22 protein-coding genes are annotated in these 15,616 nt (G+C 66.4%); 10 read left to right on the top strand and 12 right to left on the bottom strand.

Features of this window, described 5'->3' with window-relative positions:
- Nucleotides 1-267 precede the first annotated feature (267 nt).
- On the top strand, nt 268-708 hold the full coding sequence (locus ACYVGE_RS04765) for a hypothetical protein (protein WP_457095988.1): 441 nt from the start codon (nt 268-270) through the stop codon (nt 706-708).
- Between the two features lie 73 nt (nt 709-781).
- Here the strand turns inward: ACYVGE_RS04765 and ACYVGE_RS04760 are convergent, their stop codons facing one another.
- From ACYVGE_RS04760 to ACYVGE_RS04750, 3 genes are all read right to left on the bottom strand, one after another.
- Nucleotides 782-1,327 (bottom strand): peroxiredoxin, encoded by a 546-nt coding sequence (locus ACYVGE_RS04760; RefSeq protein ID WP_460727570.1) that lies wholly within the window; start codon nt 1,325-1,327, stop codon nt 782-784.
- 73 nt (nt 1,328-1,400) lie between these two features.
- Nucleotides 1,401-2,243 carry an NAD-dependent protein deacetylase gene (locus ACYVGE_RS04755; protein ID WP_460727568.1) on the bottom strand — a complete coding sequence of 281 codons (843 nt, stop codon included), beginning with the start codon at nt 2,241-2,243 and terminating at the stop codon, nt 1,401-1,403.
- Entirely contained in the window at nt 2,240-2,719 is a 480-nt protein-coding gene (locus tag ACYVGE_RS04750; protein ID WP_460727566.1) for a YehS family protein, read from the bottom strand. Before ACYVGE_RS04750 ends, ACYVGE_RS04755 begins: the two co-directional genes overlap by 4 nt.
- 138 nt (nt 2,720-2,857) lie before the next feature.
- Here ACYVGE_RS04750 and ACYVGE_RS04745 point away from each other — a divergent pair, with 138 nt between their 5' ends.
- The 3 genes from ACYVGE_RS04745 to ACYVGE_RS04735 all read left to right on the top strand — a co-directional run bounded on the left by ACYVGE_RS04745 (nt 2,858) and on the right by ACYVGE_RS04735 (nt 5,187).
- Nucleotides 2,858-3,871 (top strand): alpha/beta hydrolase, encoded by a 1,014-nt coding sequence (locus tag ACYVGE_RS04745; RefSeq protein WP_460727564.1) that lies wholly within the window; start codon nt 2,858-2,860, stop codon nt 3,869-3,871.
- Between the two features lie 95 nt (nt 3,872-3,966).
- Complete coding sequence (locus ACYVGE_RS04740) at nt 3,967-4,755, top strand: CHAD domain-containing protein (RefSeq protein WP_460727562.1); 789 nt, start codon at nt 3,967-3,969, stop codon at nt 4,753-4,755.
- 51 nt (nt 4,756-4,806) lie between these two features.
- Nucleotides 4,807-5,187, top strand: a complete 381-nt coding sequence (locus ACYVGE_RS04735; RefSeq protein ID WP_460727560.1) for a cupin domain-containing protein — start codon at nt 4,807-4,809, stop codon at nt 5,185-5,187.
- Nucleotides 5,188-5,298: 111 nt separating this feature from the next.
- On the opposite strand, the gene ACYVGE_RS04730 is transcribed toward ACYVGE_RS04735, so the two are convergent.
- The 7 genes from ACYVGE_RS04730 to ACYVGE_RS04700 form a co-directional block, all read right to left on the bottom strand.
- A complete protein-coding gene (locus ACYVGE_RS04730; protein WP_310052300.1) occupies nt 5,299-5,508 on the bottom strand; it encodes a cold-shock protein in 210 nt (69 codons plus the stop codon).
- Nucleotides 5,509-5,795: 287 nt separating this feature from the next.
- Nucleotides 5,796-6,065, bottom strand: a complete 270-nt coding sequence (locus ACYVGE_RS04725; RefSeq protein ID WP_460727558.1) for a hypothetical protein — start codon at nt 6,063-6,065, stop codon at nt 5,796-5,798.
- Nucleotides 6,066-6,114: 49 nt separating this feature from the next.
- Nucleotides 6,115-6,291, bottom strand: a complete 177-nt coding sequence (locus ACYVGE_RS04720; RefSeq protein WP_460727556.1) for a hypothetical protein — start codon at nt 6,289-6,291, stop codon at nt 6,115-6,117.
- Between the two features lie 71 nt (nt 6,292-6,362).
- Nucleotides 6,363-6,704 carry a YkgJ family cysteine cluster protein gene (locus ACYVGE_RS04715; RefSeq protein WP_457095995.1) on the bottom strand — a complete coding sequence of 114 codons (342 nt, stop codon included), beginning with the start codon at nt 6,702-6,704 and terminating at the stop codon, nt 6,363-6,365.
- A complete protein-coding gene (locus ACYVGE_RS04710; RefSeq protein WP_460727553.1) occupies nt 6,701-7,375 on the bottom strand; it encodes a class I SAM-dependent methyltransferase in 675 nt (224 codons plus the stop codon). The genes ACYVGE_RS04715 and ACYVGE_RS04710 overlap by 4 nt, the downstream gene beginning before the upstream one ends.
- Nucleotides 7,376-7,521: 146 nt before the next feature.
- A complete protein-coding gene (locus tag ACYVGE_RS04705) occupies nt 7,522-7,962 on the bottom strand; it encodes a YaiI/YqxD family protein (protein WP_460727551.1) in 441 nt (146 codons plus the stop codon).
- 35 nt (nt 7,963-7,997) lie between these two features.
- Nucleotides 7,998-8,153: a hypothetical protein gene (locus ACYVGE_RS04700; protein ID WP_460727549.1), complete on the bottom strand. Its 156-nt coding sequence runs from the start codon at nt 8,151-8,153 to the stop codon at nt 7,998-8,000.
- Between the two features lie 307 nt (nt 8,154-8,460).
- Here ACYVGE_RS04700 and ACYVGE_RS04695 point away from each other — a divergent pair, with 307 nt between their 5' ends.
- Complete coding sequence (locus tag ACYVGE_RS04695) at nt 8,461-10,038, top strand: winged helix-turn-helix domain-containing tetratricopeptide repeat protein (protein WP_460727547.1); 1,578 nt, start codon at nt 8,461-8,463, stop codon at nt 10,036-10,038.
- A gap of 3 nt (nt 10,039-10,041) precedes the next feature.
- Here ACYVGE_RS04695 and ACYVGE_RS04690 read toward each other — a convergent pair whose 3' ends face one another.
- A complete protein-coding gene (locus ACYVGE_RS04690) occupies nt 10,042-10,392 on the bottom strand; it encodes a hypothetical protein (protein ID WP_460727545.1) in 351 nt (116 codons plus the stop codon).
- Between the two features lie 264 nt (nt 10,393-10,656).
- Between ACYVGE_RS04690 and ACYVGE_RS04685 the strand changes: the two genes are divergently transcribed.
- The 5 genes from ACYVGE_RS04685 (at nt 10,657) to ACYVGE_RS04665 (ending at nt 14,410) form a co-directional block, all read left to right on the top strand.
- Nucleotides 10,657-11,562, top strand: a complete 906-nt coding sequence (locus tag ACYVGE_RS04685) for a dienelactone hydrolase family protein (protein ID WP_460727543.1) — start codon at nt 10,657-10,659, stop codon at nt 11,560-11,562.
- A 103-nt stretch (nt 11,563-11,665) separates the two neighbouring features.
- Nucleotides 11,666-13,069 carry a pyridoxal phosphate-dependent decarboxylase family protein gene (locus tag ACYVGE_RS04680; protein WP_460727541.1) on the top strand — a complete coding sequence of 468 codons (1,404 nt, stop codon included), beginning with the start codon at nt 11,666-11,668 and terminating at the stop codon, nt 13,067-13,069.
- 128 nt (nt 13,070-13,197) lie between these two features.
- Nucleotides 13,198-13,560, top strand: coding sequence for a YciI family protein (locus ACYVGE_RS04675; protein WP_460727539.1), 363 nt, complete (start codon nt 13,198-13,200; stop codon nt 13,558-13,560).
- A 52-nt stretch (nt 13,561-13,612) separates the two neighbouring features.
- Entirely contained in the window at nt 13,613-14,020 is a 408-nt protein-coding gene (locus tag ACYVGE_RS04670) for a VOC family protein (protein ID WP_460727537.1), read from the top strand.
- A gap of 231 nt (nt 14,021-14,251) precedes the next feature.
- On the top strand, nt 14,252-14,410 hold the full coding sequence (locus ACYVGE_RS04665; RefSeq protein WP_310052335.1) for a hypothetical protein: 159 nt from the start codon (nt 14,252-14,254) through the stop codon (nt 14,408-14,410).
- Nucleotides 14,411-14,416: 6 nt separating this feature from the next.
- On the opposite strand, the gene ACYVGE_RS04660 is transcribed toward ACYVGE_RS04665, so the two are convergent.
- Nucleotides 14,417-15,526, bottom strand: coding sequence for a tetratricopeptide repeat protein (locus ACYVGE_RS04660; RefSeq protein WP_460727535.1), 1,110 nt, complete (start codon nt 15,524-15,526; stop codon nt 14,417-14,419).
- Nucleotides 15,527-15,616: the final 90 nt, after the last annotated feature.

Raw genomic sequence — 15,616 nt, 5'->3', positions numbered from 1 at the left:
TGGCGTTAGAGCAGGATGAGAAACGCGTTTTGTGGATCAGTCCCTTTCCTCCGGTCTGGCATTCCACGTTGCCTGGTGGCGCCGACCGGATGTGCATCCGGCGGAAACCGCTTCCATGCACTTGGGTGCCACCTGAACGGGTAGGAGTGCCTGAAACGGTGTCCGTACGCCGGGGGCCCCGGCGTTCTTCCCGCTGCGATCGGATGAATTCCGCTCCGGTCACGCTGCGCGGGTGGCCGCGCGGCAATCCTGCCGAGGAGCTGCGTCATGAAGCGTCTGTATGGGTTGATGGTGTGCATGTTGCTGGTGCTGTTCGCCGTGCCGGCACTGGCACAGGAGCGGCCATACAAGGACGGACCCGTCACGATCGTCACTTCGGTCAAGATCGTGGACGGGCAGTTCGAGAACTACATGGCGTATCTCAACGACAACTGGCGCCGCGTGATGGACGAGTCGAAGAAGGCGGGCCTCGTGACCGAGTACCACGTCTATGGCGCACAGGCGCACAACCCGAACGAGCCCGATCTGTACCTGGTGGTGACCTATCCGAACATGGCTACGTTCGATGGCCTCGACGCGAAGATGGACCCGATTTCCGAGAAGGTCACGAAGATGAACTTCAAGCAGGCCGACGAAGCCTCGGGCAAGCGCACCGTGATGCGCAACATCATGGGCGACATGATGGTGCGGGAACTGATGTTCAAGTGATCAAAAAACAGGGCAGGTTCATGCGCTGAACCTGCCCTTTGCTATCGAGTACGAGTGCCGCGACGCGGATCGCTTATTTCTTGAGCGCCTTCAGCGCGTCGAGCGTTTCCTGCACGTGCTTGTTGGGACTGAGCTCCGAATACGCGGAAGCGATCGATCCCGACTTCGTGATCACGTACGAGGTCCGGTTGGACCACTCGGGCTTCTGCGAAAGGATCGCGTCGTACTGCTTGGCGATCTTCGCCTCAGGGTCGGCGGCTACCGGGAACTTGCCGCCACAGTGCTCGGTTTCCTTGGAAAAGTCGGCAAGCTGGTCGACGTTGCCGGCGGTGACGCCGATGACCGTGGCGCCTTCGGCCTTGAACTGGTCGATGGCCTGCGAGAACAGGTGCGCCTCGATGTTGCAGCCGGGGGTATGCGCGGCGGGGAAGAAATACACCACGACCGGGCCCTTCTTCAGTGCCTCGGCGAGCTTGAAAGTGAACGGCTTGCCGGCCAGGTAGGCCGGTGCGCTGAAATCGGGGGCCTGGGTGCCCGGCTTCAATGCGGCCAGTGCCGGTGCCGCGAACGCGATGGTGCCGATCATGCCGACGGCGGCAAGCTTGAGCAGGTGGTTCATGTTGGTCGCTCCTGGTAGGTGCCGCATACGATAAGGCACGCGGGGTTAACGGTGATGCGCGTCGCGTCGGAGGCTAGGCCATGCAGGCGTCGACCGCGCCTGCAAGCGTGGCTTCGCAGTCCGCGTGGAGCTTGAGCGAGGCCAGGTCGTCCGCGCGGGTGACGCCGCGGGTAAGGATGGCCAGTGGCAGGCCGGTTTCATGGGCCAGGCGTGCGAAGCGGTAGCCCGAATACACCATGAGCGACGAGCCGACGACCAGCATGGCGTCGGCCCGCTGCAACGCGTCGGCGGCGGCCGCCACGCGGGCGCGCGGCACGTTCTCGCCGAAGAACACGACGTCCGGTTTCAACAGGCCGCCGCAGTTCGGGCAGGGCGGGGGCTGGAATTGGCTGAAGTCGAGGTGTTCCAGGTCGGCGTCGCCATCGGGAGCGGCGCTGGCGGTGATCGTGGCCCAGTCGGGATGTGCGTCCGCGAGCAATGCCTGCACCGAGGCCCGCGGCAGGCGCGTTGCGCATTCGAGGCAGACGACCTGGTCGATGCGGCCGTGCAGGTCGATCACCGCCTGCTGGCCGGCGCGCGCGTGCAGGCCGTCGACGTTCTGCGTGACCAGCGTGGTGATCTTGCCCTGCGCTTCGAGCGTGGCCAGCGCGGCATGCGCGCGGTTGGGCCGGGCCCGCGCGACCACGGGCCAACCCACGAAGCTGCGCGCCCAATAGCGCGCCCGCATCGCCGGATCCTGCACGAAGGCCTGGTAGGTGATCGGCGCGCTGCGCTTCCAGTGTCCGTCGGCCCCGCGGTAGTCGGGAATGCCGGAGTTGGTGCTGACGCCGGCACCCGTCAGCACGAACACCGACCGGTACGAGCGCAGCCACGTGCGCAGTTCCCGTGCGGTATCGAGGGCGGCCCGGGGCGTCACGTGCGGCCCGCACCCCGCGCGCGCAGCGTCAATCCCTTGAGGAAATTGCGCAGCATCTGGTCGCCGCACAGGCGGAAATTCTTGTGGTCGGGTTGCCGGAAAAGGGCGGTCAGTTCCGGCTTGGAAACCGGGAAGCCGGCGTCCGCGAAAGCCTGGTGCATGTCGACGTCCTTGAGCTCGAAGGCGACACGGAGCTTCTTCAGCACCACGTTGTTGGTGACACGTTTTTCCACCGGTCGTGGCGGCAGGCTCTCGTCCTTGCCGCGGCAGTAGAAGACCAGTCCATCGAGGAAATGGGCGAGGACCCGGTCGCTGCACTCGACGTAGGCCTCGTCGTCGTCCTTCTTCAGGAAGGCCTGCACGTCTTCCTTCGCGATGGGGAAGGCGGCGTCCGCCAGTTTGATGATCTCCACGACCCTGATGTCGCTGAGGTCGAGCATGTAGCGGATGCTGCGCAATACGTCGTTGTTGATCACTGGGTGCCCTGTGGTGCTGAAATCCGGGGCAGGTGGCTCGCGGGTGCTGCCCGACGCGAGTGCCGCTGCCTGGATAGGCTACTCCCTCGCGCCCTTGCCTCGGCGTAGCATCACTGCTCCAACCGCCTCGAGGCCATCATGGTCGGGTCGCAATCGCTTGGGCGTCGCCTGCTCCGAGGCCTGTCGACGGCGATCGGCGCGCTCGCGGCCGTCGTGCTTGTGCTCATGCTCGCGGGCATCGTCAGTCCGTGGCCGTCGGCCCTGGCGATCCGCTGGCTGTTCGAGCGCGATGGTGCCGCCACCAACCGGGCACTGCAGGCATCGGTGCCGGCGGGAATCCGCACCCAGGCGGCGCTCCGGTACGACCCGGGCGACCCCGACGCCCTCCTCGACATCCACCGTCCGGCCGCCTCCAAAGACAAGCAGTTGCCGGTGATCGTCTGGATCCATGGCGGGGGCTTCGTGGCCGGCAGCCGCGAGGAGGTCGCCAACTACGCACGCATCCTCGCCGGCGACGGCTACGCAGTCGTCGCCGTGGATTATTCGTTGGCACCGGAGGCGCACTATCCAACGCCCGTGCTTCAGCTCAACCACGCGCTGGCGTTCCTGGTCGACAACGCCAAACGCCTCGGGCTCGATCCGGACCACTTCGTGCTGGGTGGGGATTCCGCGGGCGCCCAGCTCGCCGGGCAGCTGGCGGCGCTGGTGTCGTCGCCGGACTACGCACAGGAAATGGGTGTGTCCCCCGCGATCACGCGCGCGCAGTTGCATGGCGCCGTATTGTTCTGTGGTCCGCACGATGCGCGGCTGATGGCGCGCAAGTCATCGTCGTCCTGGTTCCTGCGCACGGTCATATGGTCGTACTTCGGTGCGCAGAAGCCCCCGCTGGCGACGATGGAGGAATTCTCCGTGGTACCGCACGTCACCGCCCTGTTTCCTCCCACGTTCGTGAGCGTCGGCAACGGCGATCCGTTGGCGCCCCAATCGCTGGCGTTGGCCGAAGCGCTGGAGCAAAACGGCGTGCGCACGGAAACGTTGTTCTACCCGGCCGGCCTGGCGCCGCCGTTGCCGCACGAATACCAGTTCGACCTCTCGCACCCCGAGTCGGTCGACGCCCTGCGGCGCACGCGTGCTTTCCTGCGGACCTTGTGATGCCGGGCGGAACGGCCATGCATGTTCGATCCCGAGGGCCGGAGGCCACGCCCCCCATGTCCGCGGCGGATCTGGGCAGCGCCCTGCGCGAGTACGTGAGCGCCGAGCTCGAGGCCGCCGCGGCCGGGCTCGATGCGAGTGCAGGTCACCACTTGCACGCTGGCGTCCATCGCGCGCGCAAGGGCATACGCCGCGCACGCGCGGCGTTGGCGCTGGGGGATCCGGTGCTGGGGCCTGGCGCGATCCTGCTTGAACGGGAATTGCGCCGGGTCAATCGCAGTCTGTCGGAGCTGCGCGATGCGCAGGCCCTGGTGGAAGTCCTGGGCCGGCTCGCCGCCAAGGCACGTGACGAGCCCACCCTGCGTGTGCTGCGGCGCGCGCTTCGCAAGGGCAAGGCCGGTCGTGCCGCCATGGCGCGACGCCCCGAGCTGGCTGAGGAACTCGCGCGGACCCGTGCGTTGCTGGCGACGCTGTGTGCGGCGCTGACGGGGTTGCCCTGGGACGGGATCTCACCGGCGCAGCTGGCAGAGGCCCTGGCGCGGTCCTCGCAGCGCATCGATTCGGCCCGTGGAAAGGTCTGCGATGACGGAAGCATGGAGGACTGGCATCGCTGGCGGCGCCGCATGCGCCGACTTTCGCAGCAACACCGCGCCTGTGTCGGGGCGGGCCTGGAGTGGGCGGCGTCGCTGTTCGACAAGAGCCTCGCCGAGCAACTGGGGGTAATGCAGGACCTGCGGTTGCTGCTCGAGCATTGCGGCAGCGACTCGCCATTCGCTCCGTCCGACCGCGAAGCACTGAAGCGATTCGCGAAAACCGCCTGGTCCCGGCAGAGGGATCGCATTGCGTCGGTGACAAAAACGGAAGTCGGCGCGGCGGAGAATTAACGTGGCGGGCTTCCCGGCGTAATGTCGTCATTTTCCCGTGCGAGTGATGTCATGACCGACGCTGACGACGCATCCCCCTACGACACCCGCCTCAACATCCTGTATCCGGCCGGGGAGGTGATCGATGTCCCGGCCCTGGTAGGGGCCAATACCCATCCCTGGTACAACCAGACGCTGTGTGCGGTGAACGAGTCCGTGGTGCGGCTGGGTGTGCTGCAAGGTGAGTACCACTGGCACCACCATGAGACCGAAGACGAGTTCTTCTTCGTGGTGAGCGGGCGTTTCCTGATCGATCTCGAGGACCGCACGGTGGAACTCGGGCCGGGGCAGGGGTTCGTCGTCACCAAGGGCCTGCGGCATCGCCCGCGTGCACCGGAGAAGACCGTCGTGCTGATGGTCGAGACCGCGAGCATCGTGCCCACCGGCAGTTGACCGGCCGCTACGCGCTCAAGAGTGGTTCGCAAAAAACCGGCGCGCAAAAAGAAAGCCCGGCGTTAGCCGGGCTTTCGTGTTCTTACCAACGCCCGGAGGCGTTGCAGGTACTCAGAGTGCCTGGACTTCGTCGGCCTGCAGGCCCTTCTGGCCCTTGGCAACTACGAAGGAGACCTTCTGGCCTTCCTGCAGGCTCTTGAAGCCCTGGGACTGGATCGCGCGGAAATGCACGAACACATCTTCGCCGTTTTCACGGCTGATGAAGCCAAAGCCCTTGGCATCGTTGAACCACTTGACAGTACCGGTTTCACGGTTGGACATCGTTGTAACTCCTTGGAACGGATGGAATGCCGCTGGTGCGGCGGAAAGCTGGTTGCAAGGAGAAGCGGGGTGCAACGATGTAGTGGAACCAGGATCTACAGCATCGGGCCACGATTCAGGGTGACCCTTGGCGAACTCAGCCCGGGCACGGTAGTGGTCTGAGCGCGATAAAGCAAATGTTGTGTGCTGCTCGGTTCAGGTTCAGGGGCGGACAACGGCCCGGATTGCACGGATCTGGAAGGCGTGAACGGGGCTAGGCCGCGGTTTCCAGGGGCGGCTACCTGCGCTCACCGCGTGTGCAATGAGATCAGCGATGCGCGCAGCTTGCACTGGTCGAGCAAGTGGCGAAGGCGCTGCTCGACGTACGGGAGGTCTTCCAGCTGCTGCGAGGCGTACAGGGAATAGGTCGGCTTGTCGCTTCCCCGCGCGCCGTGCGTGCGCCCCACGCTGACGTGGGGTGTCTGGCAGGCGCTTGCCCACAGGGCCTGCAGCTGGGTCGGGCCGATGCTCTGGCCATGGCCAAGGGTGAATCTGAATATCGCGATCTGGTGCTTCATGCGGGCGGTTTTTTCCTGATGCAGGCGGTGCGTGTGGTTGCTGCCGTCGCTATCGCGACTTGCGACTGCCGGCGCCGGGGCGTACGGGCGCGGCTATGGGGGCGTCGGAAACGGTTTCAGTCCCGCCCAGTTTCTTGAGCACCTGGGTGATGCCGAGCACTTCGATGGCGCCGCCGGATTTCTCGAACGCCTGGAGGTCGTCGGCGATGCGCTCGCTGGTGAGCATCCTGGAATCCGGTTCCTTTTTCCGGAAGGTCCTGTCAGCAGGGGGGGGTGTGCGAGCCATCGGAGTCTCCGTTAGTAAAGAACGAGTGGAATGCCGCGCGCGCGCCGATCGGCGTAGTCGGCGCGGATATCGAGGCAATAGGGGCCGCCCATGCGGAACCTGCGGCAGATGGCGGGGCGGCTTTCATAGATCGAACAACACATGCGCTTGCTGTCGAGGGCGACGCACCAGCCCTCCTCATCGCGTGCCATCACATGCAGGCCGGCCTCGGTATGCGTGGTGAGGTGTCCGGCCACCCGGTCCTCCGGCTGCAATACGACGGTCAGGCGACAACAGACCGCATCGCAACTCGAACATTCGGCCTTGGCGACATGGGCCGATGCGGCTTGCGGCAGCAGCGCTGCGACGGTCATGCCAGCGCCATCCGTGGGGTCCCGCGGCGATAGTGCAGCAGGCGACCACGATGCGGCGGCGGGTCGTCGTCGGACATGGGACAACGCGACTCGTCCAGCGAATACGCCTGTTCCTGCATCAGCCGCGTGAAACGGGCGCTGTTGCCACGCCCCGGGTCGGTCACGAGCACCTGCGCGTCCGGGTGCGCATGGCGGGCAATGACATCGGTGATCAGCGCCGCGTGTCCCTGCTCGTAGAGCACGTCGCTGGCGATGATGACGTCGAACAGACCGAGCGTTGGCAGCGGCGTATCCCAGCTCATCTGCCGGTAGTGCACCGCCGGCAGCTCGTTGAGCGCTGCGTTGTAGGCTAGAAAGGGTTCGGCCAGCGGATGGATGTCGCTGGCGACGATGTCGGCGCCACGCCTTTGCAGGACCAGGCTGGCCAGGCCGATGCCGCAGCCCAGTTCCAGGATGCGTTCGCCATCGAGTTCAAAACGTTGCATCGCCTGGGCCAGCAGCAATCCGGCCGGCCATACCTGCCCGAACAGGCTCCATTGCGCGCCGGAAATACCCATTCGTTCGCCATGTCCGTCGGGATCGCCGAACTGCTGCAGATCGCTGAGTACGCGCAGGCGCCAATCATGGCCGCCTATGGTCAGTGTGAGCTTGCGGGTGGAATAACCTGGCAATGGCGCTCCCATTGGGGCGTCACCCTGCAGGAGGGTGATGACGCGTGAGGGGGGAGCGAAGCGGTCGACCTGGGTCGGACGGGACGCAGCGAATGGAGCGGCTTGCCGTCCAAGCCTACACGAGTGCAGCCGGGGGGTTGTGAAACCTAACTGCGCGATCGCTGGGCCAGCCAGGTATCCAGCTGGTTGGCGAAGGCCTGGCGGTCGCGGGCGTGGAAAGCGGCCGGGCCGCCGGTCTGGACGCCGCTGCCGCGCAGTTCTTCCATGAAATTACGCATCGAGAGGCGTTCAGCCATGTTGTCGGGCGTGTAGCGCTCGCCCCGAGGGTTGATGGCGATCGCGCCCTTTTCGACCACCAGGGCGGCCAGGGGGATGTCCTGGGTGACCACGAGGTCCCCGGATTGCACGCGTTCGACGATGGCGCTGTCCGCTACATCGAATCCGCCCGGTACTTGCAGGGCGCGGATGAAGCGCGAGGGTGGGGTGCGCAACCACTGGTTGGCGACGAGGGTGACCTGCACCCCGGCGCGTTCGGCCGCGCGGAACAGGATTTCCTTAATCACGCCCGGGCAGGCGTCGGCATCCACCCAGACTTGTGCGGCCCAGACTTGTGCGGTTTGGGTCACCCGCGGGCAGAGGGGGTTTCCGGACGCGCGTCGGACTCGGAAGGAGTCGCAGCGTCCTTGGCCGCCTGCTTCTTGGCCTGCTTCTCGTCCTGCTTCTTCTTCTTGGCAATCTCGCGCTGGCGCTTTTCGAACGAATAATTGGGCTTGGCCATGGGGGCAGCTCCTTGGGGGCGATGCACCAGTGTAGGCACGTGGAGGCAATTAGCGAAGCACACGCCCGATCCGGCCCGCTGGCAACCGCGTGTGCGGCCTGCTGGCGTGCCGGACCAGCGACTTGCCACCGGCGTTAACGCTCGCATAACTGTTTGTCCGGCAGCGGGCTTTGGCAGCCGGCCACCCGAGAGGGGGAAGCGGGGCGACCGACATCCCCTTACAAGTCACTGGCTACGCTGGCAATGGCCCGCGCACGCACGACGCGCTGGCTGGCCATACTGAACACAGGACCTGGATGCTTCGCCGGTGAATGGTTCGCAGAGCTATGACTTCGACCGCTTCCGCCTGAGTACCGTACGGCACGAGCTGTACCGCGACGGACAACCGATCGCGCTCGAGCCCAAGGCCTTTTGCGTACTCACCGAACTGCTCGAGCACGGCGGCGAGCTGCTCAGTCACGACGTCCTGCTCGATGCGGTGTGGGGCCATCGCCATGTCACCCCCGGCGTGCTGAACCGCTCGATTGCACTGGTGCGGCGTGCGCTCGGCGACGACAGCGAGCACCCGCGTTACGTGCAGACCGTGCATGCGCTGGGCTATCGCTTCATCGCTCCGGTCACCCGTGTCGACGACGCCATGCGCACCGGGCCGGTTGCCAGCGTTGCAGTCGCGCCGGTCGCGAGCCTCTCGCGCGCGACCAAGGGCGTGGCCGCCGTGCCGGTCGCGGTACTGCCGTTTGCCAACCTGAGCGACGATCCCGGGCAGGCGTTCCTCAGCGACGGCCTAGCCGAGGACATCATCACCGAGCTGTCGCGCTGGCACATGCTGGCGGTGCGCTCGCGCGCGGCGTCGTTCCGCCATCGCGGCGTGGCCGTCGACGTGCAGCAAGTGGCGCGCGAGCTCGATGTCCGCTTCATCGTGGAAGGCAGCGTGCGGCGCATGGGTGAGCGCGTGCGCATCACCGCGCAGCTGATCGATGCCGAGTCCGGCAACCACATCTGGGCGGAGAAGTTCGATCGCGCGCTGTCGGAGATCTTCGACGTCCAAGACGAGGTCGTCGGCACGATCGTGGCTACGCTGGTTGGACGCGTGCAGGCCCGCGATGCGGAACGCGCACGCCGCAAGCCGCCTTCGAGCCTCGCCGCGTACGAATGCGTGCTGCGCGGCAATGCGCTGCCGTGGGCCGAACCGGAGGGACGCGCGAACGCGACCAGGCTGTTCGAACAGGCGATCGCGCTCGACCCCGACTATGGTTTTGCGCACGCATTGCTGGCGGCCATGCGTTATGGGCAGTGGTACGACGATCCGGTCGGCGAAGACGCCGCACTGGACGAAGCCCTGGCCCTGGCCATGCGCGGAGTCGAGCTCGATCCAGACGAGAGCACCTGCCATTCGATCCTGGCCCAGGTCTGCCAGCTGCGCGGCGACTTCGACCTGTGCGCGCAGCACATCCGGCGCGCGGTAGAGCTCAATCCGAGCAATCAGTGGAACGTCGCCGACATGGGGATGATGCTCAACTACCTCGGCGAGGCAGGACAGGCGCTGGCCTGGTTCGAGCGGGCGCGGCAGATCGATCCTTACTTCGACCCGCCGTGGTACTGGCGCGAATACGGCATGGCCCTGCTGCTGACGCACCGCTACCGGGAAGCGGCTGAAATGTTCAACCATGTGACCGACCGCCATTACCGGCACCTGGCCCCGCGGGCTGCGAACGATGCGCTGCTCGGGGACATGCAGGCGGCGCGGCGCGATGTCGCCGATTGCATGGCCGCGCAACCCGATTTCTCGATCCAACGCTACTTCGCGAAGCTTCCGTTCAAGCGCCAGGCCGACATCGACCATCTCGCCGAGGCACTGCGACGGGCCGGGTTTCCCGAGTCGTGAACCTCACATCTCCGGCAACGGCAGGCACTCCATGATCTCGATGCCGTCGCCAGGGAAGATCGTGAAGTGCGGATGGTTCTCGAAGAGCCGTGCCGCCGCTTCGTGCGATTCGGCCTGCACGACCGTGTAGGCCGTCATGTTGTTGCGGGTTTCGGAAATGCCGCCGGGCGCTGCCCGCCTGGTTTTCCCCAGCGGCGCGCCCTGGTCGACGATGGACGAACCGTTGTCGGTGGCCCACTTTTTCCAGGCTTCCATCCCGGCACGCTCTTTCGTGGCGCGCTGGCCTGCGTCCATCGATTTCCAAGTGTCCATGGACGCGGCCGAGCCGGTATAGATGGCAAGGAACTTTTTCATGGGGACTCTAGCCGACGTGCGCGGGTGCACGGGCGCGATGAAAGCAGACCGGGGGTTGGCACTGCGTCAAACGGTCCTGGTCGAAGGGCCTGGGTCGAAGGGTTGGAGCCGCGGATTGAATGTCGCTTCATCCTCCCGGCATGATGCGGCCCGGCGCGACCGCAACGACTCGCTGGTGTCCTCTGCTCGCGGCGGCAATGCGCATCGCACTAACATCCCACCGGGTAGCTTTTCGCGGATCACCGTCCACCAACGGAGCACCTCATGCCGACACCTCCACGCCAGCGGGCCAGCGACTTCGATCCGGAAGTGCTGCAACTGTTCGACCAGTACGTGCACGGCATCATCGACCGGCGCGGATTCCTCACCGGCGCGGCGCGCTTTGCCGTCGGCGCCACGACGGCGGCCGGCCTGCTGGCGGCTTTGACTCCGCAGTTCGCGTCGGCGCAGCAGGTGAAGCCGGATGACAAGCGGCTGTCCGCGAAGTTCGTCGAGTTTCCCTCGCCCAAGGGCTATGGCAAGGCCCGCGGCTACCTGGTGAAACCGGCGAATGCGAAGGGACCGCTGCCGCAGGTGCTGGTGGTGCACGAGAACCGCGGGCTCAATCCGCACATCGAGGACATCGCGCGCCGGCTGGCATTGGACGGCTTCATCGCCTTCGCGCCGGACGCGCTGTTTCCGCTGGGTGGCTATCCCGGCGACGAGGACAAGGCGCGCGCCGAGTTCGCCAAGCTCGACCAGGCCAAGACCCGCGAGGACTTCCTTGCGGCCGCCGACCTGCTGGCGCACGTGGAAGGCGGCAGCGGTCGCATGGGCGCGGTCGGCTTCTGCTACGGCGGCGGCATGGTCAACTTCCTCGCGACACGGCTGCCCCATCTCATCGCCGCGGCGCCGTTCTACGGCAGCCCACCCGCGCTGGAGGATGTGCCAAACATCAAGGCCGAAATGCTGGTGGTGCTGGCCGCGAACGACGAGCGCATCAACACGGCCTGGCCGGCGTACGAAGCCGCGCTGAAGGCGGCGGGGGTGAAGTACACGCTATACCAGCCCGCCGATACGCAGCACGGCTTCAACAACGACACCACGCCGCGTTACGACGAGGCTGCGGCCAAAGAGGCGTGGCGCCGCACGATGGCGCTGTTCGACCGCACGCTCCGCGCGCACGGCTAGCCGTCCCGCGCTGGTTCGATGATCGCCGCAGCACCGAATGCCAGGCGTGCCGATCCGCGGCGCGCACGCCAGGCGATCCTTCATCGCTTGCACGGAGCACGACATGGCCCGCTTCGACACCACTGAGTTCGCGCAGTGCCTCGACAAGGCGCACGCGCTCGCTTCCGCCTACCTGCTGGACCTGCCGCATCGGCACGTCGGTGCGCGCCATGGCCGCGACGAAATGATGGCGGCCTTGCGTGCCCCGCTGCCGCGACAGGGCGAGGACGGACGCGCGGTGCTCGACCTGCTTGCATCGCAGGCGGCGCAGGGAACATCCGCGTGCGCGTCGCCGCGTTACTTCGGCTTCGTGATCGGTGGCGCCTATCCGGTCGCGCTGGCGGCGGACTGGCTGGTGTCGACCTGGGACCAGAACGCGGGCATCCATGTCATTTCGCCGCTGGCCGCGGCGGCGGAGGAAGTCGCCGCGCAATGGCTGCGGGAACTGTTCGACCTGCCGCGCGACTCCGGTGTCGGTTTCGTTACCGGCTGCCAGATGGCGAACTTCACCTGCCTTGCGGCCGCGCGCCACGGCGTGCTGCGCAGGGCGGGTTGGGACGTGGAAGCCGACGGGTTGTACGGCGCGCCGCGCATCCATGTGGTGACGTCGGCCGAGTCCCACATCACCATCGACGTGGCGCTGCGCTACCTCGGCATTGGCACGCGGGCCCTGCACCGGGTGGAAGCCGACGCGCAGGGCCGCATGTTGCCGGACGCATTGCGGGAAAAGCTGGCGACGCTGGAAGGCCCGGTGATCGTCTGCGCGCAGGCGGGCAACGTGAATACCGGCGCCTTCGATCCATTGCGCGAGATCGCCGGGATCGTCCGGGCTCGCGATGCCTGGTTGCACGTCGACGGCGCGTTCGGCCTGTGGGCACGCGCCAGCCAGTCGCTGCGTGCGTTGGCCGATGGCATCGAGCTCGCCGACTCCTGGGCCACCGATGCGCACAAGTGGTTGAACGTGCCGTACGACTGCGGCGTCGCGATCGTGCGCAATGCCGAGGACCATCGCACCGCGATGACCTCCGTCGCCGCATACTTGATCCAGACCGGCGGACTCGAACGCGATGCCGTCGACTGGGTGCCGGAATTCTCGCGCCGGGCGCGCGGGGTGCCGGTGTACGCGACCCTGCGCACGCTCGGCTGTGACGGGGTGGAATCGCTGGTCGACGGCTGCTGCGCGCGGGCGCGGCAGATGGCCGCCGTGCTGGCCGCGGAGGAGGGCGTGCGCGTCCTCAACGACGTGGTGCTGAACCAGGTGCTGGTGCGCTTCGGCGAGGACGATGACCTGACCCGCGCCGTCGTGACTGGCGTGCAGGACGAAGGCACCTGCTGGCTCAGCGGCACGACCTGGCACGACCTGGCGGCCATGCGCATCTCGGTGTCGAACTGGGCGACGACCGAAGACGACGCGGCGCGCAGCGCCGAGGCCATCCTGCGGGTGTTCCGGTCGTTGCGCGGCAGATAGGGCGCGGCCGCTTCCGGTCCTGCAGGAGGTCCGCGGGGCATGTCGATCCGGTGGCTCCCCGTTCGTCGTCCTTCCGAGAGCCGGCTTTCGGCCGGTCGTCGCCAATGACCACAGCAAGGAGTACCACGATGCGTTTTCTTTCGATGATCCGGATCAACGAGAACAACGGCCAGCAGCCCAGCGAGCAGCTGATGGCGGACATGGGGCGCCTGATCGAGGAAATGACACGGTCGGGCGTACTGCTCGATACCGCCGGACTGCGGCCCACGTCCGAGGGGGCGATCGTGAAGCTCAAGGGCGGCAAGACCAGCGTGGTCGACGGGCCGTTCACGGAAGCCAAGGAGGTAGTTGGGGGCTTTGCGTTGCTCAAGGCCGGGTCGATGCAAGAGGCCGTCGCGCTGACGCAGCGTTTCCTGCTGATCCATGGCGACGAGTGGGAGCTGGATTGCGAAGTGCGACAACTGGAAGAGCCCGACTTCGGGGCGGCCTGACCAGGATGTGCAGATCCATGATGTGCGGATCCATCATCGCGGGAGCGACGCCATGCAATTCATCCCTTACCTCGATTTCGACGGACAATGCCGCGAGGCATTCGATTTCTACGCCCGTGTCTTCAATGGCCAGGTCACCATGCGCATGACTTACGGCGAGTCGCCGATGGCGGACGAAATGCCGCCGGCCACCCATGCGCGGGTGATGCACTCGCAACTCGAGAGCGGCCATGCGGTGCTGATGGGCGCCGATGGACCGCCGCAGCACGCGCCGAACCGCGGCTGCGTCAACATCGCCGTCGATACGCCGGCCGAGGCGGAACGCATCTACGCCGCCCTGGTCGAGGGCGGCAACATACAGATGCCGCTGCAGGAAACGTTCTGGGCGCAGCGGTTCGGCATGCTCACCGACCGCTACGGCAAGGCCTGGATGGTCAATTGCGCGAAGCCAGCTGGCTAAGCTGCGGAAAACAGGACGGATATTTCCGCGCGCGTCGCGGGCACAGGGAATGGGTCACAGTTCGTCGATCGCGTGCCGCGTCATGTAGATGAACGCGGCCGACATTCAGGCTTCACATAGCGATCACACATAGACTCTGGGCTGAAAGTGGGGCCCCCGACATGGGTTGCGCCGGTGAACGATCGCCGGCCGGTTCCTGCGATCCATCCCCCCGTAACAGCCGGAAGTCCAGTGCCTCGCCTCGATCTCCTCCTCATCCTTGTCCTGGCCGCCGTGTGTGCCGCGATTACCGCCGCCGCGACCGGTCATTTCGAACCTCTGCCCCTGTTTGCCGGCGTGATCATCGCGGGCGTGATGCGCAGCCTGCGCATGGCGCGGCAACGCGGCTGAGTACATTCAGTTCGACGCCCTTTGCAGTTCCTGCAGCTGCGCGCGATAGGCGGCGCGCGTCGCGCCGTCGCTGAGTGCCTGCGCCCGTAGCAGGGCCTTGCCGGCACGGCGCGGATTGCCCGCCTTCAGGTAGACCCGCGCCAGCGCGGAATAGAAGCGGTGTTCACCGGCGTGCAGCCGGATCGCCCGCCGGTAGTGCGCGATCGCCTGCGCATAGTCGCCGCTGCGCTCGAAATCCATTGCCTGCAGGAAGTGATGCAGCGGGTCCTTCTGCTGCACCTTCGCCAGCCGGCGGCGGAATTCGGCTTCGCGCTGCGCATCGCCAACGCGGTGGGCAAGGCTGACCATGTTGAACAGCGCACTGTCTTCCTCGGGGTTGAGTTCCAGCGCTTTCTGGTAGGCGCGCTCGGCGCCCGCCACGTCGCCGTCATGCAGGCGCAGGACGCCGGCATTGCTCCACAAGGCTGCGTAGGAAGGATCGGCGTCCAGCGCGCGCTGCATCAGGGCCAGGCCGTTGGCCGGAGTCCCGAGCGCCAGCTGCTGCATTGCCAGGTTGTTGTAGTAATGCGCCAGCAGACGCCGGTCGTCGATGGGTACGGGGCGATCCCTCGCGATCAGTTTGTCCCCGGCCGTATCCACGGTGAAGTTGCGCCCATTGGCCCGGACGCTCGCGTTGACGTGGTTGTTGCGGTAGATCATGCCGGCTTCCTGCCGCCAGGAAATCGTTTCGGCGATTTCCTGCGGCTGCACGTCGAGGCCTGCTTCGCGTGCCAGCACCACGAACAGCATGGTGAAGGACAGGCAGTTCGCCGTGCGTGCCGCGTAAGTCTGCTCGACCGAATAGGTCGCGCCTTCCTCGTAGTTGATGCCCAGTCCGTCCGCGTCCAGCATGAAATGCGCCAGGCGATCGAGTCGCTCCTGCGGGGCAGAGGGCTTGGCCAGTACTTCGTCGTGCAGGCGTTGGCGCAACTGCGGCGGCAGGGCCATTACGGCTTCCGGCGCGGCGGGGACGGGGACGGGGATCGTCGTGGGCGTCGGGGGAGTCGTGGGCGCGGCGGGCATGTCGCCGACGGGCGCCGGGAGGGTCAGCGCAACCGCAAGGAGCAGGGCGTACATGGCGACCCTCCGCGCGCGTCGGCAGCAAAGATGGCCTGGATGGAGTGTAGTCCTGGCGCGGCGTGAACAGTGTTCACGGGCGGCTCGGCG

This window comes from Lysobacter rhizosphaerae (assembly GCF_054779795.1).
The sequence above is the reverse complement of the archived record's forward strand: the minus strand, read 5'-3'. Positions and strand labels throughout refer to the sequence as shown.

Excerpts from the sequence above, each read along its gene's own strand:
- ACYVGE_RS04765 (WP_457095988.1), top strand. The coding sequence starts at position 268 with ATGAAGCGTCTGTATGGGTTGATGGTGTGCATGTTGCTGGTGCTGTTC.
- ACYVGE_RS04760 (WP_460727570.1), bottom strand. The coding sequence starts at position 1,327 with ATGAACCACCTGCTCAAGCTTGCCGCCGTCGGCATGATCGGCACCATC.
- ACYVGE_RS04745 (WP_460727564.1), top strand. The coding sequence starts at position 2,858 with ATGGTCGGGTCGCAATCGCTTGGGCGTCGCCTGCTCCGAGGCCTGTCG.
- ACYVGE_RS04735 (WP_460727560.1), top strand. The coding sequence starts at position 4,807 with ATGACCGACGCTGACGACGCATCCCCCTACGACACCCGCCTCAACATC.
- ACYVGE_RS04730 (WP_310052300.1), bottom strand. The coding sequence starts at position 5,508 with ATGTCCAACCGTGAAACCGGTACTGTCAAGTGGTTCAACGATGCCAAG.
- ACYVGE_RS04725 (WP_460727558.1), bottom strand. The coding sequence starts at position 6,065 with ATGAAGCACCAGATCGCGATATTCAGATTCACCCTTGGCCATGGCCAG.
- ACYVGE_RS04720 (WP_460727556.1), bottom strand. The coding sequence starts at position 6,291 with ATGCTCACCAGCGAGCGCATCGCCGACGACCTCCAGGCGTTCGAGAAA.
- ACYVGE_RS04715 (WP_457095995.1), bottom strand. The coding sequence starts at position 6,704 with ATGACCGTCGCAGCGCTGCTGCCGCAAGCCGCATCGGCCCATGTCGCC.
- ACYVGE_RS04700 (WP_460727549.1), bottom strand. The coding sequence starts at position 8,153 with ATGGCCAAGCCCAATTATTCGTTCGAAAAGCGCCAGCGCGAGATTGCC.
- ACYVGE_RS04690 (WP_460727545.1), bottom strand. The coding sequence starts at position 10,392 with ATGAAAAAGTTCCTTGCCATCTATACCGGCTCGGCCGCGTCCATGGAC.
- ACYVGE_RS04685 (WP_460727543.1), top strand. The coding sequence starts at position 10,657 with ATGCCGACACCTCCACGCCAGCGGGCCAGCGACTTCGATCCGGAAGTG.
- ACYVGE_RS04680 (WP_460727541.1), top strand. The coding sequence starts at position 11,666 with ATGGCCCGCTTCGACACCACTGAGTTCGCGCAGTGCCTCGACAAGGCG.
- ACYVGE_RS04675 (WP_460727539.1), top strand. The coding sequence starts at position 13,198 with ATGCGTTTTCTTTCGATGATCCGGATCAACGAGAACAACGGCCAGCAG.
- ACYVGE_RS04670 (WP_460727537.1), top strand. The coding sequence starts at position 13,613 with ATGCAATTCATCCCTTACCTCGATTTCGACGGACAATGCCGCGAGGCA.
- ACYVGE_RS04660 (WP_460727535.1), bottom strand. The coding sequence starts at position 15,526 with ATGTACGCCCTGCTCCTTGCGGTTGCGCTGACCCTCCCGGCGCCCGTC.